Annotated in this window: 32 protein-coding genes and 1 pseudogene; 2 read left to right on the forward strand and 31 right to left on the reverse strand. The window is 29.2% G+C overall.

The features are described 5' to 3' along the window. The 8 genes and pseudogenes from T368_RS16070 to T368_RS0112680 form a co-directional block, all read right to left on the reverse strand. Positions 1-414: pseudogene (locus tag T368_RS16070) on the reverse strand (hypothetical protein); the annotation flags it as partial. Next, the gene (locus tag T368_RS14320) at positions 411-1,175 is read right to left on the reverse strand and encodes a TrbG/VirB9 family P-type conjugative transfer protein (RefSeq protein ID WP_004089481.1); all 765 of its coding nucleotides are present in this window, start codon (positions 1,173-1,175) and stop codon (positions 411-413) included. The gene T368_RS14320 and the pseudogene T368_RS16070, both read right to left, overlap by 4 nt. Before the next feature lie 20 nt (positions 1,176-1,195). Continuing rightward, on the reverse strand, positions 1,196-1,612 hold the full coding sequence (locus tag T368_RS0112655) for a hypothetical protein (protein ID WP_004089483.1): 417 nt from the start codon (positions 1,610-1,612) through the stop codon (positions 1,196-1,198). Between the two features lie 8 nt (positions 1,613-1,620). Then, on the reverse strand, positions 1,621-2,271 hold the full coding sequence (locus tag T368_RS0112660; protein ID WP_004089485.1) for a VirB8 family type IV secretion system protein: 651 nt from the start codon (positions 2,269-2,271) through the stop codon (positions 1,621-1,623). Positions 2,272-2,273: 2 nt separating this feature from the next. Next, entirely contained in the window at positions 2,274-2,447 is a 174-nt protein-coding gene (locus T368_RS16250) for a hypothetical protein (protein WP_004089487.1), read from the reverse strand. A gap of 9 nt (positions 2,448-2,456) precedes the next feature. Then, positions 2,457-4,844: a VirB4 family type IV secretion/conjugal transfer ATPase gene (locus tag T368_RS0112670; RefSeq protein WP_004089489.1), complete on the reverse strand. Its 2,388-nt coding sequence runs from the start codon at positions 4,842-4,844 to the stop codon at positions 2,457-2,459. After that, positions 4,837-5,082 carry a hypothetical protein gene (locus tag T368_RS0112675; protein WP_004089490.1) on the reverse strand — a complete coding sequence of 82 codons (246 nt, stop codon included), beginning with the start codon at positions 5,080-5,082 and terminating at the stop codon, positions 4,837-4,839. The genes T368_RS0112670 and T368_RS0112675 overlap by 8 nt, the downstream gene beginning before the upstream one ends. Positions 5,083-5,100: 18 nt before the next feature. Then, on the reverse strand, positions 5,101-5,445 hold the full coding sequence (locus T368_RS0112680) for a TrbC/VirB2 family protein (protein WP_004089491.1): 345 nt from the start codon (positions 5,443-5,445) through the stop codon (positions 5,101-5,103). Positions 5,446-6,283: 838 nt separating this feature from the next. On the opposite strand from T368_RS0112680, the gene T368_RS15835 reads away from it, so the two are divergent. Beyond that, entirely contained in the window at positions 6,284-6,460 is a 177-nt protein-coding gene (locus tag T368_RS15835; RefSeq protein WP_004089492.1) for a hypothetical protein, read from the forward strand. Between the two features lie 5 nt (positions 6,461-6,465). Further along, positions 6,466-8,802, forward strand: coding sequence for a relaxase/mobilization nuclease domain-containing protein (locus T368_RS14750; RefSeq protein ID WP_004089493.1), 2,337 nt, complete (start codon positions 6,466-6,468; stop codon positions 8,800-8,802). Between the two features lie 24 nt (positions 8,803-8,826). Here T368_RS14750 and T368_RS14330 read toward each other — a convergent pair whose 3' ends face one another. The 23 genes from T368_RS14330 to T368_RS15840 all read right to left on the reverse strand — a co-directional run bounded on the left by T368_RS14330 (position 8,827) and on the right by T368_RS15840 (position 20,705). Then, positions 8,827-9,060 carry a hypothetical protein gene (locus T368_RS14330; RefSeq protein ID WP_004089494.1) on the reverse strand — a complete coding sequence of 78 codons (234 nt, stop codon included), beginning with the start codon at positions 9,058-9,060 and terminating at the stop codon, positions 8,827-8,829. Positions 9,061-9,074: 14 nt separating this feature from the next. Continuing rightward, positions 9,075-9,365, reverse strand: a complete 291-nt coding sequence (locus T368_RS0112700; protein ID WP_004089495.1) for a hypothetical protein — start codon at positions 9,363-9,365, stop codon at positions 9,075-9,077. 11 nt (positions 9,366-9,376) lie between these two features. Next, positions 9,377-9,655, reverse strand: coding sequence for a type II toxin-antitoxin system YafQ family toxin (locus tag T368_RS0112705; RefSeq protein WP_004089497.1), 279 nt, complete (start codon positions 9,653-9,655; stop codon positions 9,377-9,379). Continuing rightward, complete coding sequence (locus T368_RS0112710) at positions 9,648-9,995, reverse strand: hypothetical protein (RefSeq protein WP_004089499.1); 348 nt, start codon at positions 9,993-9,995, stop codon at positions 9,648-9,650. The genes T368_RS0112705 and T368_RS0112710 overlap by 8 nt, the downstream gene beginning before the upstream one ends. Positions 9,996-10,074: 79 nt before the next feature. Next, entirely contained in the window at positions 10,075-10,734 is a 660-nt protein-coding gene (locus T368_RS0112715; RefSeq protein WP_004089501.1) for an AAA family ATPase, read from the reverse strand. A 168-nt stretch (positions 10,735-10,902) separates the two neighbouring features. Next, the gene (locus T368_RS0112720) at positions 10,903-12,066 is read right to left on the reverse strand and encodes a hypothetical protein (protein ID WP_004089502.1); all 1,164 of its coding nucleotides are present in this window, start codon (positions 12,064-12,066) and stop codon (positions 10,903-10,905) included. Between the two features lie 27 nt (positions 12,067-12,093). Next, positions 12,094-12,777 carry a hypothetical protein gene (locus tag T368_RS0112725; RefSeq protein WP_004089435.1) on the reverse strand — a complete coding sequence of 228 codons (684 nt, stop codon included), beginning with the start codon at positions 12,775-12,777 and terminating at the stop codon, positions 12,094-12,096. A 3-nt stretch (positions 12,778-12,780) separates the two neighbouring features. Next, positions 12,781-13,104 carry a hypothetical protein gene (locus tag T368_RS0112730; RefSeq protein WP_004089433.1) on the reverse strand — a complete coding sequence of 108 codons (324 nt, stop codon included), beginning with the start codon at positions 13,102-13,104 and terminating at the stop codon, positions 12,781-12,783. Between the two features lie 19 nt (positions 13,105-13,123). After that, positions 13,124-13,351, reverse strand: a complete 228-nt coding sequence (locus tag T368_RS0112735) for a hypothetical protein (protein ID WP_004089431.1) — start codon at positions 13,349-13,351, stop codon at positions 13,124-13,126. A 140-nt stretch (positions 13,352-13,491) separates the two neighbouring features. Beyond that, positions 13,492-13,950: a hypothetical protein gene (locus tag T368_RS0112740; RefSeq protein ID WP_004089428.1), complete on the reverse strand. Its 459-nt coding sequence runs from the start codon at positions 13,948-13,950 to the stop codon at positions 13,492-13,494. A gap of 25 nt (positions 13,951-13,975) precedes the next feature. Further along, complete coding sequence (locus tag T368_RS0112745) at positions 13,976-14,317, reverse strand: hypothetical protein (protein WP_004089425.1); 342 nt, start codon at positions 14,315-14,317, stop codon at positions 13,976-13,978. Positions 14,318-14,322: 5 nt separating this feature from the next. Next, the gene (locus tag T368_RS0112750) at positions 14,323-14,586 is read right to left on the reverse strand and encodes a hypothetical protein (RefSeq protein WP_004089421.1); all 264 of its coding nucleotides are present in this window, start codon (positions 14,584-14,586) and stop codon (positions 14,323-14,325) included. 10 nt (positions 14,587-14,596) lie between these two features. Beyond that, a complete protein-coding gene (locus T368_RS0112755) occupies positions 14,597-14,956 on the reverse strand; it encodes a hypothetical protein (protein WP_004089418.1) in 360 nt (119 codons plus the stop codon). Positions 14,957-14,997: 41 nt separating this feature from the next. Then, the gene (locus T368_RS17245) at positions 14,998-15,129 is read right to left on the reverse strand and encodes a hypothetical protein (RefSeq protein WP_004089416.1); all 132 of its coding nucleotides are present in this window, start codon (positions 15,127-15,129) and stop codon (positions 14,998-15,000) included. 153 nt (positions 15,130-15,282) lie between these two features. Next, positions 15,283-15,585 (reverse strand): hypothetical protein, encoded by a 303-nt coding sequence (locus tag T368_RS0112765; RefSeq protein ID WP_004089415.1) that lies wholly within the window; start codon positions 15,583-15,585, stop codon positions 15,283-15,285. A gap of 1 nt (position 15,586) precedes the next feature. After that, entirely contained in the window at positions 15,587-15,925 is a 339-nt protein-coding gene (locus T368_RS0112770; RefSeq protein ID WP_004089412.1) for a hypothetical protein, read from the reverse strand. A 12-nt stretch (positions 15,926-15,937) separates the two neighbouring features. After that, positions 15,938-16,372: a hypothetical protein gene (locus tag T368_RS0112775; RefSeq protein ID WP_004089410.1), complete on the reverse strand. Its 435-nt coding sequence runs from the start codon at positions 16,370-16,372 to the stop codon at positions 15,938-15,940. Then, positions 16,369-16,575, reverse strand: coding sequence for a hypothetical protein (locus tag T368_RS0112780; protein WP_004089408.1), 207 nt, complete (start codon positions 16,573-16,575; stop codon positions 16,369-16,371). The genes T368_RS0112775 and T368_RS0112780 overlap by 4 nt, the downstream gene beginning before the upstream one ends. A gap of 60 nt (positions 16,576-16,635) precedes the next feature. After that, complete coding sequence (locus T368_RS17250) at positions 16,636-16,770, reverse strand: hypothetical protein (protein ID WP_004089404.1); 135 nt, start codon at positions 16,768-16,770, stop codon at positions 16,636-16,638. A 1,327-nt stretch (positions 16,771-18,097) separates the two neighbouring features. Beyond that, positions 18,098-18,370 carry a CHC2 zinc finger domain-containing protein gene (locus T368_RS0112800; protein ID WP_004089398.1) on the reverse strand — a complete coding sequence of 91 codons (273 nt, stop codon included), beginning with the start codon at positions 18,368-18,370 and terminating at the stop codon, positions 18,098-18,100. A gap of 462 nt (positions 18,371-18,832) precedes the next feature. Beyond that, a complete protein-coding gene (locus T368_RS0112815) occupies positions 18,833-19,126 on the reverse strand; it encodes a hypothetical protein (protein ID WP_004089395.1) in 294 nt (97 codons plus the stop codon). Next, the gene (locus tag T368_RS0112820; protein ID WP_004089392.1) at positions 19,119-19,334 is read right to left on the reverse strand and encodes a hypothetical protein; all 216 of its coding nucleotides are present in this window, start codon (positions 19,332-19,334) and stop codon (positions 19,119-19,121) included. The genes T368_RS0112815 and T368_RS0112820 overlap by 8 nt, the downstream gene beginning before the upstream one ends. Before the next feature lie 21 nt (positions 19,335-19,355). Next, positions 19,356-20,705, reverse strand: a complete 1,350-nt coding sequence (locus T368_RS15840; protein ID WP_004089389.1) for an RAD55 family ATPase — start codon at positions 20,703-20,705, stop codon at positions 19,356-19,358. Positions 20,706-20,854 lie beyond the last annotated feature (149 nt).

Here is a 20,854-nt window from a genome sequence, read left to right on the forward strand (position 1 = left end):
ATCAACTAAGTTTCCGTTAGAATCTACTAAGATAGGCTTTCCGTCTTTACCTATTTTTACCTTAATAGGATTACCATTTGAATCTAGTATGAGATTGCCATTCTTATCTACTAGGTTTCCATTTTCGTCCATGTAGATAGGATTGCCATTCTCATCATAGCCCACCAACTTAACTTGATTGCCCTTTGTTGCAAGATTGCTATTTGGTTTGGCTGGATTATTTGTATTGCTTTGTGAATTGTAAAAATCACTTACATTTTGTTTTGGTCTTTGTTCCTGCCATATATAATCACTCACAGGGAATTTAGTATTAGAATCCTTTAATAGATACTTTAAATCCTCATTCTCTGCATTTGCATATAAAAGGCATGAAGTTACAGGTATGATTATTAATGCTCTTTTAATGTTTATCATACTTTTTTCCTTACGCAAACATAAGAGTCGCCTAGTCTTATAGTGAATTTGTCTGCCACGCTTTCAACTATAATATAGTCTCCTACTACTCTTGTTGGGATAGGTGAATCTAATTTATCAATGACTACCCATACTGCTGGTAATTGCGGATACTTTTCCTTGTCATATTTAAAATAGGTAAATTGTTTATCACTAAAGATTTGTTCGGCTAAAAGGTGTTTATGTTTCTTTTTAGCCTTTTGAATATATCTTTTATCAATATCTGCTTTATTTATCCTTATAGATTCTATACCCTCGCCTATTGTTATATATTTATCCCTATCAAGTGCTTCTAGCCTTATTCTCTCTAGTGCTAGGGCTATTCTTTCTTCCTCTGTATATGGTGTTTCTACTCTTACGATTAAGTGTGGTAAATTGTTGGCTCTATAATCTGTGCTAAAAAGATAAAAGTTAAAAATCTTTTTATCTTTTGTGAATACGGTAAGGTTTGTATCAATACCTATGAGTTTTGGTGTGATATAGAGTGCATTATCCATATTATGTAACTCATTTATGCTAAATGCGTTATCGTTACCCAATATGTAGTTTTCAATAGGGCTTTCAAATATTAGTGTTGTATTCATTCCATAGCGTGTTCTAATCCGCATTAAGCCCTCTTTTGTTTCTAAAAGATTGAGTGTGCTTGTTTGCGGATTAAAGTTAAAATCAAAAAAGCCTTTTTGCAATGCCCTTTGATTTTGTGCTTTCATGGCTTGTATCATAAGGTCTATTTGTTCTTTTGTTAGAGGTTGTGGTTGGGGGCTTGTCCCTCTTGTGTTTGTGCTTGTGGTGGCATAATTACTGCTGTTGTTGCAGATTTATCTTTTGGTATATCATCTTTATTGGGTTTGTTACTGCTTTTAATAACAACGCTATCCTTAAAATTTGTTTGGCTAGAATGCAGGGGCGATTCTCCTCTTGCTTCGGCTTTAATCCTTTCTTGCTCTCTTAATTGGTCGTTTTGGATTTTTGCCATTTCTCTTACCATTTCTAATTGTTGGGCTTGTCCCTCTTGCACTCGCCTTTGTAACTCTGCTTCATCATTTGCATTCCACACTTTAGCATTTATGTAATTGCTACTAGCTTGATAAGCTATAATTCCTGCTAATCCTATTGCAAGTAATTTAGTATCAATTCTTATTGTTATATCTCTACTCATGCTATATCCTATTTTGTGTTATCAAAAATCTCTGTTAAGGCATAACCTTTTACTACAAATCCGCTTGGATTTTCTGGCACATTGTCATAGCTTAATTCTTGGTTCTTAAAGTCATATTCTAGGGTTGCCCTATATCTTTTTGTTAATATTTTGTTGGGTTCGCCTATATTGAATGTTTCTGTTACAAAGTCAATATTTGCTATGTTCTTGCTAAGAATGGATAGGTTTATAATCTTTACATTGCAATATATATCTTTTTCTTGGTATATTGAGCCATCTTGCTTAACAATTTTTTCAAACATATCCCATACATCATAGCTACTTTGTATTCTTACCTTTTCAAAGCGTTCTATATCATCAATTCTATTGATAATCTCTCTATTTAAAAGATAACTTGCAAGTATGCTTTTAAGTAAAGCTTCATCTGCCCTTATATTGTAGTTTGCTTGTTCCACTCTTACAAAGTTTGTATCTGCATTTGAGAAAAACACTAGATAAGGTTGTTTTTGCTTCAAAGGTAGTAATACAAAAAAGCCTATTACTAAAAACACTATTACCACACATAATGCAAGTATGATTAAAAACATAGTTTGCTTTAATGTGCGTTCTGTTTGATAAATGTAGTTAGGGTCTTTTTTTAATTCTTTGTCGTCCATCATAACTATTTCCTTACGCTACATTTAGAATCTAAAAAGCCTATTTCTACATTTTCCATATCCACTTTTAAATCATAACAAGCACAAGGGCTTTTCTTTGGTGGCTTTAGGTGTCTGTTTTGATTACAAGCTACAAAGCTTAAAGCACATAGTGTTATGCAAAGTAATTTTAGTTTCATGTTAGCTCCTTACTTTCTTATGTTTTTTAGATACATATCTCGCCAATTAGCTGGATAGTTTTCTTTTAAATGTTTTAGCAATGCTACATCATCGCTACTACTTGAAAATACCCTTAAATAGTCTCCAAGCCTTGATAAATCTACTTCTAAAATACAACTACCCACTTCTTTTTGTTTAAAGAGAATCTGCCTTGATTCCTTACCTGCGGTTTTTAAGAAGTTTATTTCAGTATCACTTAGTGATAAATCTACTTTCAATCTATCTAAGTTCTTGCTATCACTTGTAGGGAATACAATATAGTTACTCATATTGTCTATGAAAGTATTTGAATTGCTTACTCTGTCTAAGAAGTCAAGGTTTTGTATCCCCATTGTAATAACACCATTGATTTTTCTAATTTCTACAATGGCTTCAATAATTCGGTCTTTCATATTTTCATCAGCTAAATAGTCTCTTAGCTCATCAATCCATATAAAAAAGCCCTTATTCTGTGCTTGTGATATGGTTTTTATCTTATGAAACATATACATAGCTGATAGGGCTGTTATTTGTGGATTTGTAAGAATAGAGTCCATATTAAGTATAGATAATTGCTTATTAAAGTTTAAAGCACATTCTTGGCTATTAAATAAGGAATCTTTAAATTCTGCGAATTGTTGCTTTAGATTTGCATTTGGGTCGTTTGGTAGTGTGAGTGAATCATAAAAATCTTTAAATGAGTTAATATGATGTTCTCTATGTCCCTCTACATTCCTTATGCTTGTTAAAGCTGTTGTTACAATATCTTTAAAATCATGGTTGGTGTCATCAATTTGTCCCATTTGACATAGCCATGTTTTTAGGAATGTATTATTTGCCTCTGTATTTTCTAATGAAAATGGATTAAACTTAAAGCTAGAGTTTTCTAAATCATGGTATTCTCCCTCTACAAAATGAGTGAAATTGTGCATACCTCTCATTTTATCCATAGCAAAAATGTTAATATCGTATTTGAATAGATTTAACATTAAAAATTGCATGATTGTAGTCTTACCATAACCTGTTCCGCCTATAACTAGAGTATGTCCTACGCTAGAGTTTGAATCGCTATCATGGAAGTTGAAAAAATAAGGACTTCCACTTAAATGTTTGAATATAGTTATAGGTTGTTTGCCCCACCTGTTTGACTTGTTACCTAAAATATCATTTTCAAAGGTGCATAATGTTGATAATACCGCACTTGTTTGGTGTCTCTGCCTTGCATTAAGATTTCCACGACTAGGATAAAAACTAAAGAATAAGGGCTTTTGATTGAGTGTTTCTTTAGCAACTGATAGACTTTGAGATTCTAATAATGCCCTTATGCTTTCAGTTTGTTCATTTAAATCTGCAAGGCTATCTTTTGAGATAATCATTATAGATAGAGATACTTTTATGATATTTTCTCTATCGCTTTGTAATTCTTGCACCAATAAATCAAGTTCATTTTTTACAATATCTACTGCAAAAGTTCTTGTTCGTTTAGCCTTGTTGATAGCTTCTGATTCATAAGCTTTTACACTTATAAATCTTGCATAGATTGTTTCATTTCTATTTGTGTAAAAAATCATGTAGTCTTTTTTAAATTCTACATCACTTGTCATATAACAATCTGTGATTAAATCATAACTATATCTAAGCTTTGTTTCACTCATATTGGAATAAGTAGCATAAAGATTAAGTAGGTCATTGCTAGTTAGCTCTTTGACTTTCAATTCAGCTAAATCTTTTTTAGCTAAACCTAAAATCTCATTCATCTTTGCTACTTTATCTTTATATCTATTTTCCTTATTCTCATTTTCAGCCCTCTCCTCTGTTAAAGCACGCTTCTTAGATTCAAAAAAGCCTGTAACTCGTTTTGTTTTTGTGGAGAAAATGAGATAATAATTGATTTTATAAGCTTTGGTGGCATTCTCCCATTTGCTTATAATTTGATTTGCAACATGATTGTTTGTTTTTCTTTCCTCTAAGTTCAAATCAATCAATTCTTTTTTGCAAACAATATTAAGTTCTATACTAGAATCTAATCTATTAAAAAATCGCATTCTTGTTTGTGCTAATTCTAGCTCATTATCTTGTGTAGCACCTGCATAACTTATGCCCTCTAGCTTTAATCCAGCACAAATATTGCCATCTCTTGTGATAAGTATTTTTTCATCAAGCTTGTATGCAATATTATTCTCATAAGATAGTGAATGCACTAAAGGTTCTTTGAAAATGATACTTTCTAACATAGCTGAAAATTTATTTATGTTGTCAATAAATATATTTTTATCACTACTAGTTACATTATTTTCATTATTAACACTTTCATTGTTAGTTTTTTCTGTGTCTTTTGATTTTATTATTTTTGAAAATAAGCCTTTAAAATCAAGCATAGTAAAAACCTTTGAATGAATAGTTTAATTTTGTGAAAGTAATGTCATAAATATCCTCATCAAAAAACTCCATTATGGCTAACACAATGGCTAAAAATAATGTCATTAAAATACCCCACAGAAAAAAGATGATAAAAAGTAATGTGCCAACTAGCATGAGTAATACCCACGCATTGCGAGATAAGCCTCTTACTTTATCTTTTTTTGTAAGCTCTCTTAGATTGTAAGTGTTAATCATATTAAACTCTTTGTGGGATTAATTTAAAAACGCACCTGTTCCTGCTGTAATTCCAAATAACGCACCAACTGCAACTAAACCTGTGATTAAAGCTTTAGAATTTTCTTTAAATGCTTCATGCTTAAAGAGAAACATAAAACCTATGATGATGACATAGATAACACCTATCGTTGCAACTACGGTGTTTAAAATACTCATAATGGTTGCACCTGTTGTTTTCATCTCTTGTGTTACCTTGTCTTTTAGATGTCCTAAGTCTGCAAATGCAATAGGGGTGCATAGTAAAAAACAAAAGAGTATGGCAAGATTTCTTTTTGTGCTAGACTTGATTTTTGCTATCACATTCTTAGCATTTTTTAACATGTTATATCCTTTGGTAAAAATTCAAAAACTACTATTAAAAGCTATCATAAAAAACAGAGATTATTTTTATATATTTTGTTACCATTAATTTTTGAGTGATGAAACTACTTGTATAAGGGAGTTTGCTGGTATGAAAAAAAATAATTTTGCGTGTATTTTTTGATTAAAAAGTGGCTATTTTTTTGAAAAAATTATATATTTCTTTATATATGTTTTTTATATACAAGAAAAAATTACATGTAAAATTAATCAAAAAATATCAACAAAAATTTATGCTTCTTGTATCAAAAATATTGCATGTATGAATGTGAATTTTACTTGTATATTTTTATGATATTACATGTATCAAAGATAGAACTTGCATATTTGAATAAATTAGGCTTGTATCAAAGAATCTACATGTATAGATTATATGGCTTGTATGCTATATGTATTGCTTGTATATTGAGTAGTTTTACTTCTCACGCAAATATTTAAAGCATGTATCTAAAATTTTACCTGTCTTAAGGTCATTTGCTTGTATGAATACATTTAGCGTGTATGGAGTGATTTTCACATTTCAAGTTTAGAAAATAAATATTGCGTGTATATAGATTTTACTTGTATCAAAAAATATTGCTTGTATAAGATATTTTTCTTATTCTATTTGCTTTCTATCACAAAAAATATGATAAAAAACATATATAGCTTGAATGCCCTACCACACGAAGTTTCCCCCTATATTTGTATATACAAAATGGTTATCCTGCCACTACTACTGACTAAAATATTGTGTTAAAACTTACTCTTATTTTGTTATAATGGGGCGAATGCAAAAACGATAAAGGCTATTAGGGCTGTGCTAGATTTAGATTCTAATGCAACGATAGATGTTTTGCATGATTGCACTCATAGTCCTAGCACATTAGATAATTGGTTAAATGAAGCTAATGAAGCAATAGAATTATATAAGCAAGGCAAGTTAAAATCTTATGATAATCCGCAAGACATGCACGCTGATATTTTTAAGGAATAATTTCAATGTCTTATAATCCATATAAACAATTTGATTTAGTCTTTAAAGCATTTGAGGATATGCAAAAAGATAAGTATGTTTTTTGGGAGGATAAAGATACTAGAATACAAAAAAGATACCCTAGAATTCCACACGAAAAAGCTAAGGATAGTTATTTATTTTTTGTAAGGCGTCCTGCTAGACATTCAAGGCAAGTTGTTGTAAAAACACTCTCTAATTTAGATAAAAGAGGGACATATAATGCTATTAGCTATGTTATTAGACATTCAGATTCAAGTTATGCTATTGATGAACTTGGAAATTCTGTATCTCTTAAAGAAATAATGAGTGATTGGAAAAATGATTTTGGCACTCATAAAAATTCTAAAGATAGCTGGCATTTATGCTTCTCTATTAATGAGGAATTAACTGATAGGAATATTAAAGCTTTACAAGAGAGTGTTAAAGCTGTAATGGATAAGCATTTTTACGCACATAAATATATACAAGTTTTGCATACTCATCAAAATAATCCGCATATACATGTAGTAGTTAATAAACGAAATATGATTACACATAAGAAACTTCATTTTAAAGAAAAAAGTGATATTAGAGATTTTTTTACTGATATTAAAAATGATTTTGCAATAGCTCTAAATTTTCATGGTTTATATTATTCTAACGCACAAAGAGTTGAGAGAGAAAGTATATTAAGTAAATCTAGTTTTTTAGATACCATAGGGCATAATGATTACTATAAAGATACGATAGAACAATTAGATAAAGATAGAGACAGATTGCTTAAAAAAAGAGATAATATAAGTAAAAAGACTGATATATTAAATGATGATTTAAACGATTTACAAAAGCAAAGAGATGAGTTACAAAATATAATTGATGACATAAAATCACAAGAGTTATATTTTTATGTAGAAAAATCAAAGGTTTTAAAAGAAGTAGAAAAGATTTTAACTTCAAATAAAAAGGATAAAAAAGCAATAGGGGCTTTGTTTGATAGTATTCCACAATACCCTGATAAATCTGTTATGTTTTTTGCATTAAAACAGATTAAAGAGATAAGTAAAACTATAAAAACAAAACGCCATGAAAAAAGATTATTATCTAAAGATTATAATTCTATTGATAAACATATTAGAGAAGTAGAGAGAGAAGCAAGATACCATAGGCAAGAATTTTCAAAAGATACAGATGATAAAGCATTAGTTACTAAAGCTAAAGAGAGATATTTAGATTTTATACTTAAACATAAAAGAGGTGCTACAAAATCTCAATTAGATGTTGCTAGGAATATACAAAATCAAATACGAGAGGAACAAAAAGCATTAGAGATACATTTATCAATGCAACAACAATTTGATAATCTTTTATTAAAGCATTTTAATATACATACGAATAGTTTTAGTCTTATCTATGCTTGTAAGAATTTAGATAAAAAAATGAGAAGTTTGCATAATATGGATAAATATGCTCTTACAGATTCTAAGATTTATGAGAATTATTTTAATACGCTTAAAGAAAATAGCGTTGTGCTAGATAAAATCATTAATGAAAAAATCTTACATTATGAAAGTATTCTTACAAATGAAAAGGAATGGGATAAGTATAGCTTAAATACCTTGAATTATTATCACAAAGAGTTTATGACACTTGTTACTTATTTAGATAACAAAGATTATCGAATGAGTGAAAATGATAAGAATGAATTGAAAGATAAAATAGATACTTATATGGTAAAAAAACAAGAGGAATTTAAACAAAAACAAGAACAACACGATAAATTACAATATTATAAAGATTTTATTGAGTGGTATATACAAGATAGAAAATTTAATGATTTTAATGCTAATTATATTAGAAAGAGTTTAACTGAAAAAGCTAAAAATAATACGATAGAACAATATTTTATACAATATAATGATAGCGGATTACTTGATTATATGGTGTATTTAAGGCAAAAAGAAAAAGAGAAAAAGGATATTACTGCAACACAAAATGTTTCAAAAGATACTCCAAAAGAGTTGCAAGAATTACCTGAATCACAATTAAAAGAGAGTAAAGAATTTTACAAACAATTTGTAGAATGGTATGCAAAGATTAAGAAATTTGATGATGATATACCTTTAAAGGAACTTTATTTGAAACAAGCTTTAAGTGGTGAGTTAGAAAATTTCTTTGCTAAAAAATATATCACTGCCATAGATGATTTTAAAGCTTATCTTAACAAAGAATATGGTTATAACATTTATGCTAAAAAAGATTCTATAAACGATACCACAAAAGATTCCAAAATAGAATCTAAAACCGCATTGCAAAATGATAAAAATAAAGGTATTGAACGCTAAAATGTATGATATAGCACTTTATCTTTAAAATAGACTTGGTTGGTCTTTGTTTTCTTGCTCGGCTGTTTTTGCAATAAATGCTTGATACTCTTTGCTATTAACAATTAAATTTTTTATAAATTCGTTAGTATTGTCAAGACTTTGGCAAAAATCGCTTAATTCTTGGGTAACTCTAAAGCTACGAATAAATGTTGGGGCTTTTTTTCTTGACCCCTTAGGTCTGCCTCTACCTCTTTTTACTTCTTTTGTGTCTTTCATGCTGACCTTACCCTTTAAATAATCTCTATTGGCTTATCATCTGTTAAAAGCTTTGTCCTTGAATACTCTGCTATTGTCATTCTATATGATTTAGCAATACTCTTTAAATAGTCATGTTCCTCTTGTGTGAGATAGAGTGTTATTCTTTTTACTCTTTTGTCTTTCTCATCTTTTAGAATCATACCTTTTTTCACGCCACCTATTTTTCTAGTAGGCTCACTACCACTTGCATTGTTGATAAACTCTTGTAATTTATCATCATTTGCATTTTCTGTCTTTTGATTTAGATTTACACTTTTAAACATTTTCTATCCTTTCATTTTTTAAATAAATCACTATGGCTACCAACTCTTAAAGCCACTAATTCTAACATCTCACTATCCTTGCTATATATTAAAAGCAAGTTTGGCTTCACATGACATTCAAACAATCCATTTAGATTGCCTTTTAATCTGTGATTATTGTATTTTTGCTCTAAAATCTCATCATTTGCCAATCTATCAATAATATTTTCTACTAACATAATGTCGCTATTATCTAGCTTTTTGATAGATTTTTTATAAGATTTTGCGTAAGTAATCTTATATTTAGGCATTGCATACCTCTTTTTCAAGGGTATTTCTCTCTAAAATATCATCGTGCATTTCTCTAGCACTATTATAGGTTTTTAATGTCCCTGCTATCACTTGTTGCCTAATATCATTTAGTTCAGCTAACAACTCTTTTTCAAACTCATCTGTATAGCCATTTTCTGTAAGATTCTCACTTATATGATTTGTCTTATCTATATAGCTTACTTCATCATTTATGCCCTGTGTAGTAGCATTATTGTCATTGCATTCTACAAGTGTTTTCATGTTTGCTTTAACACCATTTGCTAATCCTTGAAATGCTTCCACATATTCTTTTTTTACATTTTCAATTATTAAAGTCATGTGTATCCTTTCTCATAATTTATATTAAAACATGTTAAATCATGCTATTTTAACATAAAACATTATGATTTATTTTAAATCATTTCATGTTGTTATGGATTTCTTTATACAAACTCATAAAATCTGTATATGCCTTATCACTTTCATTGCAAAATTCTGTTATCCCCATGCCATATTCTACTGCATTTCTATATGCTTCTCTCTCATATATTACTGAATCCATTAGAGACAAATTCTCTAATTTTTGTTCTTTAATATATGTTTTTAGATTATCCACCTTTTTTTGCAAAAATGGATTAGGACTAGCTTTTGTAACGATGATATAAGCTTTTGACTTCTCGTTAAACACTCTAGCTTGTTCGTATATCTCATTCATCTTGCTTAATACCATAATATCATATTGACTAGGGATAAGCGGTATTAATACAATATCTACTACAATCAAAGCTAATCGCATTTCCTTAGAATCTCTACCGCCTGTATCTATGATGATAATATCATATTTAGATTCTAAGCTTTTCACTTCCTTTGCTAATGAGTCGCCTATCTTTGATAAGCAATGAAAAGTTAAATCTTTATTCTCATTAGTCCTCACATTACAAAAAGCTTCACTGCTTCTTTGTGGGTCTGTATCTAGCAATAGCACTTCCTTTTTATCCATGCTAAATTGTATAGCTAGATTCACACTTAAAGTAGTTTTTCCACTACCGCCTTTTTCATTTGCTACTGCAATAATCATTGTATATCCTTTAATATGAAATATAATGTTAAAAACATTATTTTAATGCAAAATATCATCTTTAACATTAAAACAACATTTTTAATCTTAAAACACTATTATCTATTTTAAATCATGTCTATTTATGATAATTAATCATAAAAGATTATAAAATATCATAAAATACTTTTACCTACTCACAAAAAACTTGGGTGGGGCTGGGTTGCGTGGTGTTTTTCGCCCTGCTTCCGCTCCGTTTTTAGCTCTCGCTTTTGGTGGGCTTCTCTCCTTTGCAATGACTGCCTTTATAACCCTTTTTTCAATTACACTATTAAAGCTATTTATATGCTTGTAGTCTGTAAAGCTTTTATGCTGTTTATGTGATAAAGATATATCTTTCATGCTAAAAGCTAGTAATGGTTTCCTTTTAGCTTTTAAATCTAGTTCTTGTTTAGATTCTGTGTTCTGTAAAGATTTGTTAGAAAAATCTTTTCTTGCAATAGATTCTGTGTTTTCTTGTTTGATTGCTTCAAAGATTACTTCTTTCAATTTTTCTTTTAACACTTGATTATTTGCTATGCCATTATATGCTTGTGGATATGTCATTGTAATATCTATAAAATGTAATTTAAAAATCTTTTCAAATTCTATTTTTGCTTCTCTTTCATCATGCAACGATTCTATAAGTTTAACATGTTTGCTTATATCATCTTTTAAGCACATAAGCTTTTCTATTGTGTCTTTATCTGTGATATTAGCTTCTTTGGTAATAGATTGCATGTCGTTTATATATTTGTTTTCTATGTTTGTATTAAACTCTGCTTTATCTAATTGTGTTTCATTGTCTTTAATGCTAGATTCTGTGTTTTCTGTATTAAAGTCTGCTTCTGTTGGCTCTGTGTCTGTTTCTTGCATATTTGTATCTATGCTAGAATCTGCTATGCTTTTATCATAAACAATATTATTTTCTCTTTCAATTTGATTAATGCAAAAATTAAAAAAGCTACTTTCTAATAGGTCTTGTCTGTCTATTTCTGCTAGGATAGAATCAAATATTGCAAATACATGTTTCTCTTTATTTTCTTGTAGTTTTTCTAATTGTTTTTCTATATCATAATCACTATGACTACAATAAGAAAAAATAACATTTTCTTTTAAGTCTGTATCTATACATTCTAAAAAGCTAGAATCTACTTCACAAACACATTTGCAAGTATTATCTTTTTCGCTTATAAAATAAAACTTATTTTTTACTTTATACATTATCCTATTTTCTCCATTGTTGCAAAAAATTGTGTCTCTTATATACTTTGTCAATGTATTGTAAGTCTTTGCAATGTTTTCTACTTTCATGCTGTATCCTTTCTCTTTAAACTTGCATTATTTAATTATTGGCATTTCTACTATGTCAATGGTATTTTCTAAGTCGTGCTGTATAATCCCATAAGGGTTTATATCATCTTTAAAATACCATGTTGCTTCTTTCTTTGTGTCTAGTGTTATCATTGAATTTTTGCTTGTTTGCAATGCGATTGTTACCCCTTTAAGCTCTGTGCTGTCTATATTCTCTCTTTGCTTTGCAATTCTTGCATTACCTATTTTTGCTGTTATGAGATTGTCTTTAAACTCAATAACCATTTTTGAAAATCTATCAAATAATGCAAGTTTGCTAAATTCACTTGATAATTTGGCTTTATATGTGTATTGGAATTTATCATATATGTTTTTATAATCTACATATTTTTTAAATCTTTCTACTTTACCGCTTATAATCCCTTTATCGCTTTTATACATGATTTCTACTTCATGTTCTTTTATGTTTGCATTAAAGGATATTTCTCCACTTTTTTTACTGCCTACTTTGATTAAGTTTTTAAGGCTGTAAAAATCAAGGTTTAACTCATCGCATTCTAATTGGCTATTATTACAATACACTTTAACTAGCACTTTGCTATCTGTAAAAATTACATATTCTTTTGTGATATGCAATGTTTTATATATGCTGTTAAATTCATTTTTGCTTACTTTCCACTGAAAAATTTTTGTCGGTATAAAAATTTGCATGTTTTAATCCTTTCTTGTTGTTTCCATATTTTGCAAAAAATCTATTATTTGGATAGCTGTATCATGGTAAAAATATCCAAAATCATTTATTGAATGCCATTTAAAGTTATCTTTGTCTTTTATTGTTTCTCTCCCTTTGTATGTAAAATAAAATAATCCTGCCCTATAATCATAGTAGGTTCTTAACTTGCTTTTTTCAAAGATAACTTCCTTTATACCTTTATAAAAGCTACTTAACTTTTTTCTTTCTGTTATAAAATACTCTATGTCTTTAATTAACTTGTCTCTTGCTTTTTTGTCTAATCTTTCTTTGTGGCATATACTCATCTGTTAATCCTTTCTCTTGTTAATTTGCTTCTTTAAGCTCGTTTAATATGCTTATAAAGTTTGTATAAACATATTTACTCATCATTCCCTTTTTATGTAGCCTTATTGAGTCGGTTTGCAATAAAATATTATCTAGGTATATTTCTCGCATGATTGGATTTTTAAAACTCTTTACACTCTCTTGCATTCTTTCTTTAAATGCTTTTATAATTTCGTTTTCTTGTTGCCTTTTTGTCAATATTTGCATGTGTTTATCCTTTCCTTTTTAAACACTTATTTATTTTTTAATTACTATTAATTTAACACTTAATAATAATTAAAAAAACTTCTTAATCTCTGCCTTGCGTAGCAAGGCAACTATAACAAATAATTCTTTTCCGCCGATTTTTATGCGTTTTTCACCTTTTCAAAATGTCTAATAATTTCTACATTTTCGCCCTTTCTCTCTATTTGTAAGCTTTCATTGCAATTAAAAATCATTGCATGATTAAAGCCTGTGCTATTTAGTATGTATTCCGCTTTTTTCAAAGCTTCTTTTGTTTCTTTGATATTAAGCTGTAACATGAAAATGGTTTCTAGCGTTGTATTGTTGATTTCATTCCATATTTTTATAGAATAAAATTCGGTTTTGCCATATTCAAAGTCTGTTGGCTCGGCTTGTCTTTCTAAAAAATCAAGCTTGTTTTGCTCTAAAGTATCTTTTAACCTTTCTAGCTCTTGGTTTATGCTTTTAATTACCTTTTCTTGCTGTAATATGCCTACTTCGCAAAATTCATTTGAAAAAATGTTATCTAGTGATTGCATAGAATCCATTATGCTAGATTCAATTACTTCATATTGTTGCATGTCTTTTTCCTTTCTTTTGGTTTCATTACTCTATTTCTACGATTTCATCAGCTTTGTAAAATTCAAGTGATGAAAACTCGTTTTTATCATTAACTAACATTTTTTCTTTATGGATTGTTAGTTCTGTTATGTCGCTGTCTTTGCTATCCAAAAATATACGATTATTATTCCTTGTAAAATGTTCGTATATTCTTTTTTTGCTGTCTCTGTTGTCTAGCTCCGCTTCTTTGTATGTCTTTGCTAGATAGTTAATCATATCTTTTAAGCTTATGCTTACAAAAACTCTACTGCGTGTAAATCCGCTGTAATATTCGCCTTGTAATTGTTCTGCTACAAAACAATCTATAATTTGATATTTTGTTCTCATGTGTTTTACTCCTTATTTGGTAATATACACATTATGTTTTTTAAATGTTCCCTTGTTATCTTTAATATGTCTATATTTTGAGATTCTGCCCTTGTCCTTGCTAACTCGCTGTTAATTAACTCGTTAAGCTTTTGTGCTGATTCTTTTTGATATGTTGGGTAAAGCACTGATAAGCAAAAAATAATATCCTTTTCACAAAATAGCTTTTTTAAAATCTGCATTGAATAATCATTTTGCATTACATTGCATATATAAAAAATAGTTTTCATTTTGTCCCCTTTATGCTTCTGTTTCGCTGTCTTGTGATTCTAAATCACTTTCGCTTATTTCATAATCCATTAATTCACTTGCTAAACTTAGTAAATATCCCTCAATGATTCTATGTTTTGCCCTGTCTGGTTGATTTAAAATCTCTGTAACGCTCATTTCTATAAAATCTGTTTCGCATTCATTGCAAAGATTATCAAAATATTCACTTATCTCTTTTTCGTTTTCATCATAGAATTTTTCCGCTGTTGCATACCAACATAACGCATGCCCTGTGCTACTTATGGGATATTGCAGGGTTTCTAGCTCATCTCTCAAAAAATCAAAATCTAGCTCTTGACTCTCTTTTTTCTTTTCTAGCTCTTTTATCATCTCTGCCCTTTCTTGCTCTGTGCCAAAATGTGAATAATTTTTTATGTTGTGTATTTTTTATCACAATCTAACCTTTGCAAACTCAATAGAATGGGATAATTATCCGCTATCATTTCTAATGCTTCCGCATTTAATCTTAAATCTTCATTTTCTAAAACTTCACTTAGTAACATTTTTTTATCCTTTCCTTTTTAAACACTTATTTATTTTTTAATTACTATTAAATTAACACTTAATAATAATTAAAAAAACTTTTTAATCTCTGCCTTGCGTAGCAAGGCTACTATAACAAACAATTCATTTACGCCGATTTTTTTAGCGTGGGCTTACCACTTAACAAGCCCTTGTTTATGGTCGAGTCCGACTCTGTGCTTCTCGTTGGCGTTCTTAATAATCGCATGTTTTAGCCCTGTTTCACGCATTAAGATTAAAGCGGTTTGCTCGGCTTCGGTTAGATTCTTGGTTGCTGTTTCCACGCTTCCTACACTAACAAGCGTATATAATGTTCCTTGTTCTTGTTGAAGTAGTGTAACTTCGTAAAATTCTGTTATAGGCTCTTGTAAGCTGTCAATAGCTCGCAAGTCTCCGCCCTTTGCTCTCTCTAGTGTTTTGATGTGTTGTTGTAGCATGTTATTCCCCTTTCTTGTTGTCTAACAATACGCAATGTTTAGCATTTATGCACTTTTCAAAATAGCATGTTATAGGCTCTTGTTCTTTTACATGTTTTAGCAAGGCTTGTATGTCATTATGCTTTTTAAAGCTTTTGCGGTTTGATATAAAACTAATTTTATTTGCTTCTATTGTCCCAAACTCTACTAACTCGCCTTTAAAACTGCTTTGGCATAAAAACACACATAAGGCGGATTTTAAGCCCGTTATGTTCCTTTTGTGTGATGAAATAGCGTTATAATATGTTGCCCCTGTTGCCCTGTTTGTCTGCCTTGTCGCATAAAATTTTGATATTTTCATTTTGCCCCCCCCTTATGCTTTCTTTCTTAGCCTAATTTCGCCTTTTATGATTGCTTGTAGTAGCTCCATGTTGCTATAATCAACTGCTATTTCTAAGGCGTCCGCTAATGTAGAATCCGATTCGCAATTAAAAAAACTTGCCATGCTGTCATAATAAGGGTTTAAAAGCTCATTTAAGTCTATATTATAGCCGAGTCTATTTAGTATGCCTTGTGCCTTTTCTAAAGTGTGATTAATAGCTAGGTAGCAAATATCTACTTTTTCATAATCTGTAAAAATTTCACTTTCTAGGCTTTCGTGGAATAAATCCGCTAATTTGTCGGCGGTCTCGCTCTCGTGGTAGATTCCGCTTAATATCTCCAATGCCTTGTAAATGTCGCCATATCCAAAGGGGCAAATTTTTGTTAAAAATCTGTCAAAGGTGTAATTACTGATTTCTTTTTTCATATTAGCCCCCTTGTTGTTAGCTCCGCTTTTATAAACTCAAAAAAGCCATTTTTTAAAGCTTCTTTTAGCTCCGATTCGCCCATGTTCTCTAGCTTTGTTTCAAGCAGTGCGGTTTCGTTTTCTTGTATTTCTTGCTCGTGCTTATCTCTTAATAGCACATTAACAAGGTTTTCTAAAGTGTAAAAATCATTATAGCCTAACATTGTTTTAACCTTTCAAGTAAAATTAAAAGGTTATTGAAGTATTAAGGGGTTAAAGTGTGGTTATTTTTGCTTTTGCTCTTGTTTGCTCTTTCTTGTTTCAATGTCTTTAATGTCTTTATAAGCTTTAAATACAAAAATTAAAGGCATTGCAAATAACATAATTAAAGGCGGTATTAATAAAATTTCTTGATTCATGGTTTTAGCTCCTTTCATTGTCTTTGATTTTGCTTATACATTCATAAGAAACAAAACCGCATGTAATAGCACACATAAAACAAACATAACAAGCAAGTAATACTAACATGCTATAATCACTGCTTGTGTAAATATATGCGATTAAACCCGTGCTAATTGTAGCACAAAATAACATTAACGACTTGAAAAAATCGCTTAAGCTTTTATAATATTCTTTCATACTGCCAAACCTTAGCAAAAAAAGCTAAAAGCATTATAACCTATTTTAACATTAATATTTCAAATAACCCTTAGAATCTAAAGAGAAACAAAAGGCTAAAAAAAAACTTGACTTTATTTTTTAATCTAGCTATAATGTCGCTTGATTTTGTTTCTTAAAGTCAATTTTGATTTTATCTATATTAGCAGTATAGTTAAAATCGCCTTTTAACTTCCTTTCTAAATTCATGCCATAATTATAACAAAATTTCAAAAAAAAGTCAATACAAAAAGCCCTATTTTACGCATTTTTTTATATTTTTTTAGCACTTTTTTAACGATTTTTTCATGTTATTTTTTATAAAAAAGTTATGATTTTTATAACCTATTTTATGCCCTTTTATGCTGTATAACATACAAAGCTTTTAAAGGGGGTTTTAAAGCTCGTTAGCAGTAGTCCGCCTTTGTTTGATAACCGCACACCACATAAAAAAAGCGATTTAGTCAAGGGTGGCGAAGCCATTAGTTTTATTTTTTTGCGTAAAGTGGAGTTGCCAAGTAAGTGAAGTTTAGTCCGCAAAAAAATAAAACTAACCACGCCCTTGACTAAAGCGGTTTTTTTATTATAATCTGCGGTTGAAAACAAAGTGGAATACTGCTACTAGCATATATTTATTATATGATTAGTTTATATTGTAAATCCTTGCCATTTATTATTTCAATCTATTGATTGTATTAATTAAGTAAAAAACTCGCTCAAATGTATAATATAAATCATTTAAAAGCTAAAAAAGTTGCGTAAATGTATAATATATGCTTTCTTTTACCTTTAATTATTAAAAAATTACCTATATTTATATATTTTTTTATTGCTTAATTAATGATTATATATCATTTTATTAGTATTTAAATACCATTTATATATGTAAAAATTATCATTAAAATAAATATAATTATATGCTAGTTAAATACTAAAATACATATAATTAACATATAAATTAAAACTAAATATATGCTATATTAATATCATTTAATAAATATTTTATATATATTTTATTATTAAACTATAACTATATAATTGCTAAATAAATTCTATTTTAACTATATTATATAGCCTATTTATCTATAATTATGCTAATATGCTTAACTCATCAATAGCTTTTACAAAATTTACATTTTTCATTTTCATGTAGAGTTTTATTGTATCTCCACCCTCTCCACAACCAAAGCAATACCATAGATTTTTTTGTGTATTAATTGTGAAACTTGCTTTATTTTCTATATGAAAAGGACATATTGCTACATAGTTTCTACCATTCTTTTGCAATTCTATTCCTAATCTTTCACATACATTCACTAAATCCTTATCTTTTACTTCCTGTATTCTCTCTTTTGCAATCATGGTTTCTCCTTGTGTGTTAGTTTGCTTTTCATGGTAACAAACGAGCGGTTTTGTCAAGGGGGTAGGCAAAGCAAAGCGTAGCCTACCAACGAACGAATGAGTGAAACGAAATGAGTGAAGTGTCCCTTGACAAAAGCAAGAGCGAAGTTTGTTATAATAGAAAAGCAAACACACAAGGAGAAACCATGCAAAAGAGAAAAGTAGTGAAAGATTAGCGTGTGGGTGTGATAAGAGAGACTATATTATACATTTACGCAACTTTTTTAGCTTTTAAATGATTTATATTATACATTTGAGCGAGTTTTTCTTTGTGTTTAGTGTAAATATTATTTTTCAATTCTTTTCCTTGCCATTCACAATATTTAGCTGATATTTCAAAGTCTATGAGATAAGGCTTATTAAAGGTAGAAATTTTTATTTAATAATTTTGCTATTTATGTATTCATGCCTTAGTTATATTAACTATATTTCACAATTCTTTATTCTTTTGTATTCCTCTTTTTGCTTCTCTAGCAATTCTTTACTCTTTTTAGCTTTTGCTTGTTCTGTAAGCAAGAAGTGTTGTTTTATTATCTGTTCTGTTGTATTTGTATTTTCATTAATTTCTATTGCTCCCAATGTCAATACAAAATCATTAAGACTACATGTAACGCTTTCATTTTCATTCACTTCATATATAACTTTGTTGTGTCTAAAAGAAACATTTGCATATATCACTTTATCTAAACTTGTAACATAGAATTTTTTTCTACACATGTGTTATCCTTTCATGCTCGTCTGCAATGTGATTATTTTGTGTTGGCATTACTTGTGGCTTATGTCTTTTAGCTTTGTATGTATTAAATGCTTTTACACTTGCATAAAAGGCAATAATTACACCAAATACAACGATATATACACTTATCATTACCATTAAGACACTAAACATTAAAATAATTTTTGTGTATTCAATACATTTTTGCATATTTTCTCCTTATTTTTTATATTAAAAATCAAATGGTATTTGAATATTATTTCTTTTATTATTCATTATGAAATCCATTTCTTTCATGGTTATGACTTGCTCTTTTATAGCCTGATTGTGTTTAACTACACTGCTATTTGAAATATCATTGCCATAAAATATTCTTGTTTCTCTATCAAAAAATACATTGTGTATATGATTTTTGCCTGTTTGCTTATTCTTTTGAAATACAATCTTTTTTCTGCTATGGTCTATCTCTTTTGTTTTCTCATCAACGACATTTTCTATGCGTATCATTATTGAACTAAAATAAGCACCTTTTTTGCTTCCCATAGGACTTGTATCATCTGTTTTGCTTGTTTGAACTATAAGCATGATAACAATGTTGTGTTTCTTTGCTAATCTTTGTAATATTTCAAATTTTGATGATTCCTCTTTCTCTCCCAATCCTGCAAAATTTTCATTAAAAATACACATTTGAGAATCTATTGCAAAGAATTTTATACCTGAAATAGCAAGGGATACAATTCTATTTTCTATCTCACTTATCTCTGTCCCCTCATCGATGATAATCATATTATTTTTTATGCTTTCTACATTTTCTTTTGTTAGCTTATTTGTTTCTATCATTTTTTTAAAGAATTTATGTCTTTTTAGAATGTGTGTATGTATAGGAAATTCAAAGCTAAATAGACATGTTTTATGATTTTTACTTAGATTTTCTAATATTTGCAATACAAGACTTGTTTTACCTGCTTCAAATTCTCCACTTATTAAGACTAATTGTCCTAATTCTATGCCTCTATCTAGCGTTTCATCTAAAAATGGTATTCCTAGCTCGTATTTTTGTATATTAATGCTGTTTTCTTTATAGAATTTATCCCACTCTGCAAATGTTTTAATAGAGTATTGTTCTCTATTTAAAAGCTTATGGTTATGTATTTCTTGCTCTATGTTGATTATTTTATATTCGTTAGTAGCATAATAGAGTTTTTTGCCAAGCTCATATTGTTGTCTTAAGATATATTTTTGTTCTAAGAAACTAAGATAATCATCTATATTTGTAATAATATGTTTATTTGCCAACATAAGCATGACATTGTTTTCTTGTTGTCTGTATTCATTAATGAGTAATGAAACAATATAAGCACCATCAAGCTGTTTATTCTCATAGGCTTTTTGTATGGCTTCATAATATGGATAATATTCCTCTGTAAGCCAATACTTTGGGACTTTTAAAAGAAAATTTGTTGCTTGTGTTTGTGGGGATATTAACACTGATGAAATTATGATTGTTTCTATTCTATTTGCAATATCTCCATGTAACTCTTGCTCGTAAAATGTTGTTTGTATTTGCATATTGTTACTCATGTTTTACCTCTCTTATTTGTATTGATACTTTATTTTGTCTCTAAACATGTTTCATCTAAGTTTTGAAATAGACTTGGTGTATTGTCATATTCCTCTGTTTCTTTAATGCTTTTCTTTTTTGAAGTATTTGACACTTTGTTTTGTCTATA

It is taken from the genome of Helicobacter bilis ATCC 51630 (assembly GCF_000686565.1).
Classification (GTDB): Bacteria; Campylobacterota; Campylobacteria; order Campylobacterales; family Helicobacteraceae; genus Helicobacter_A; species Helicobacter_A bilis.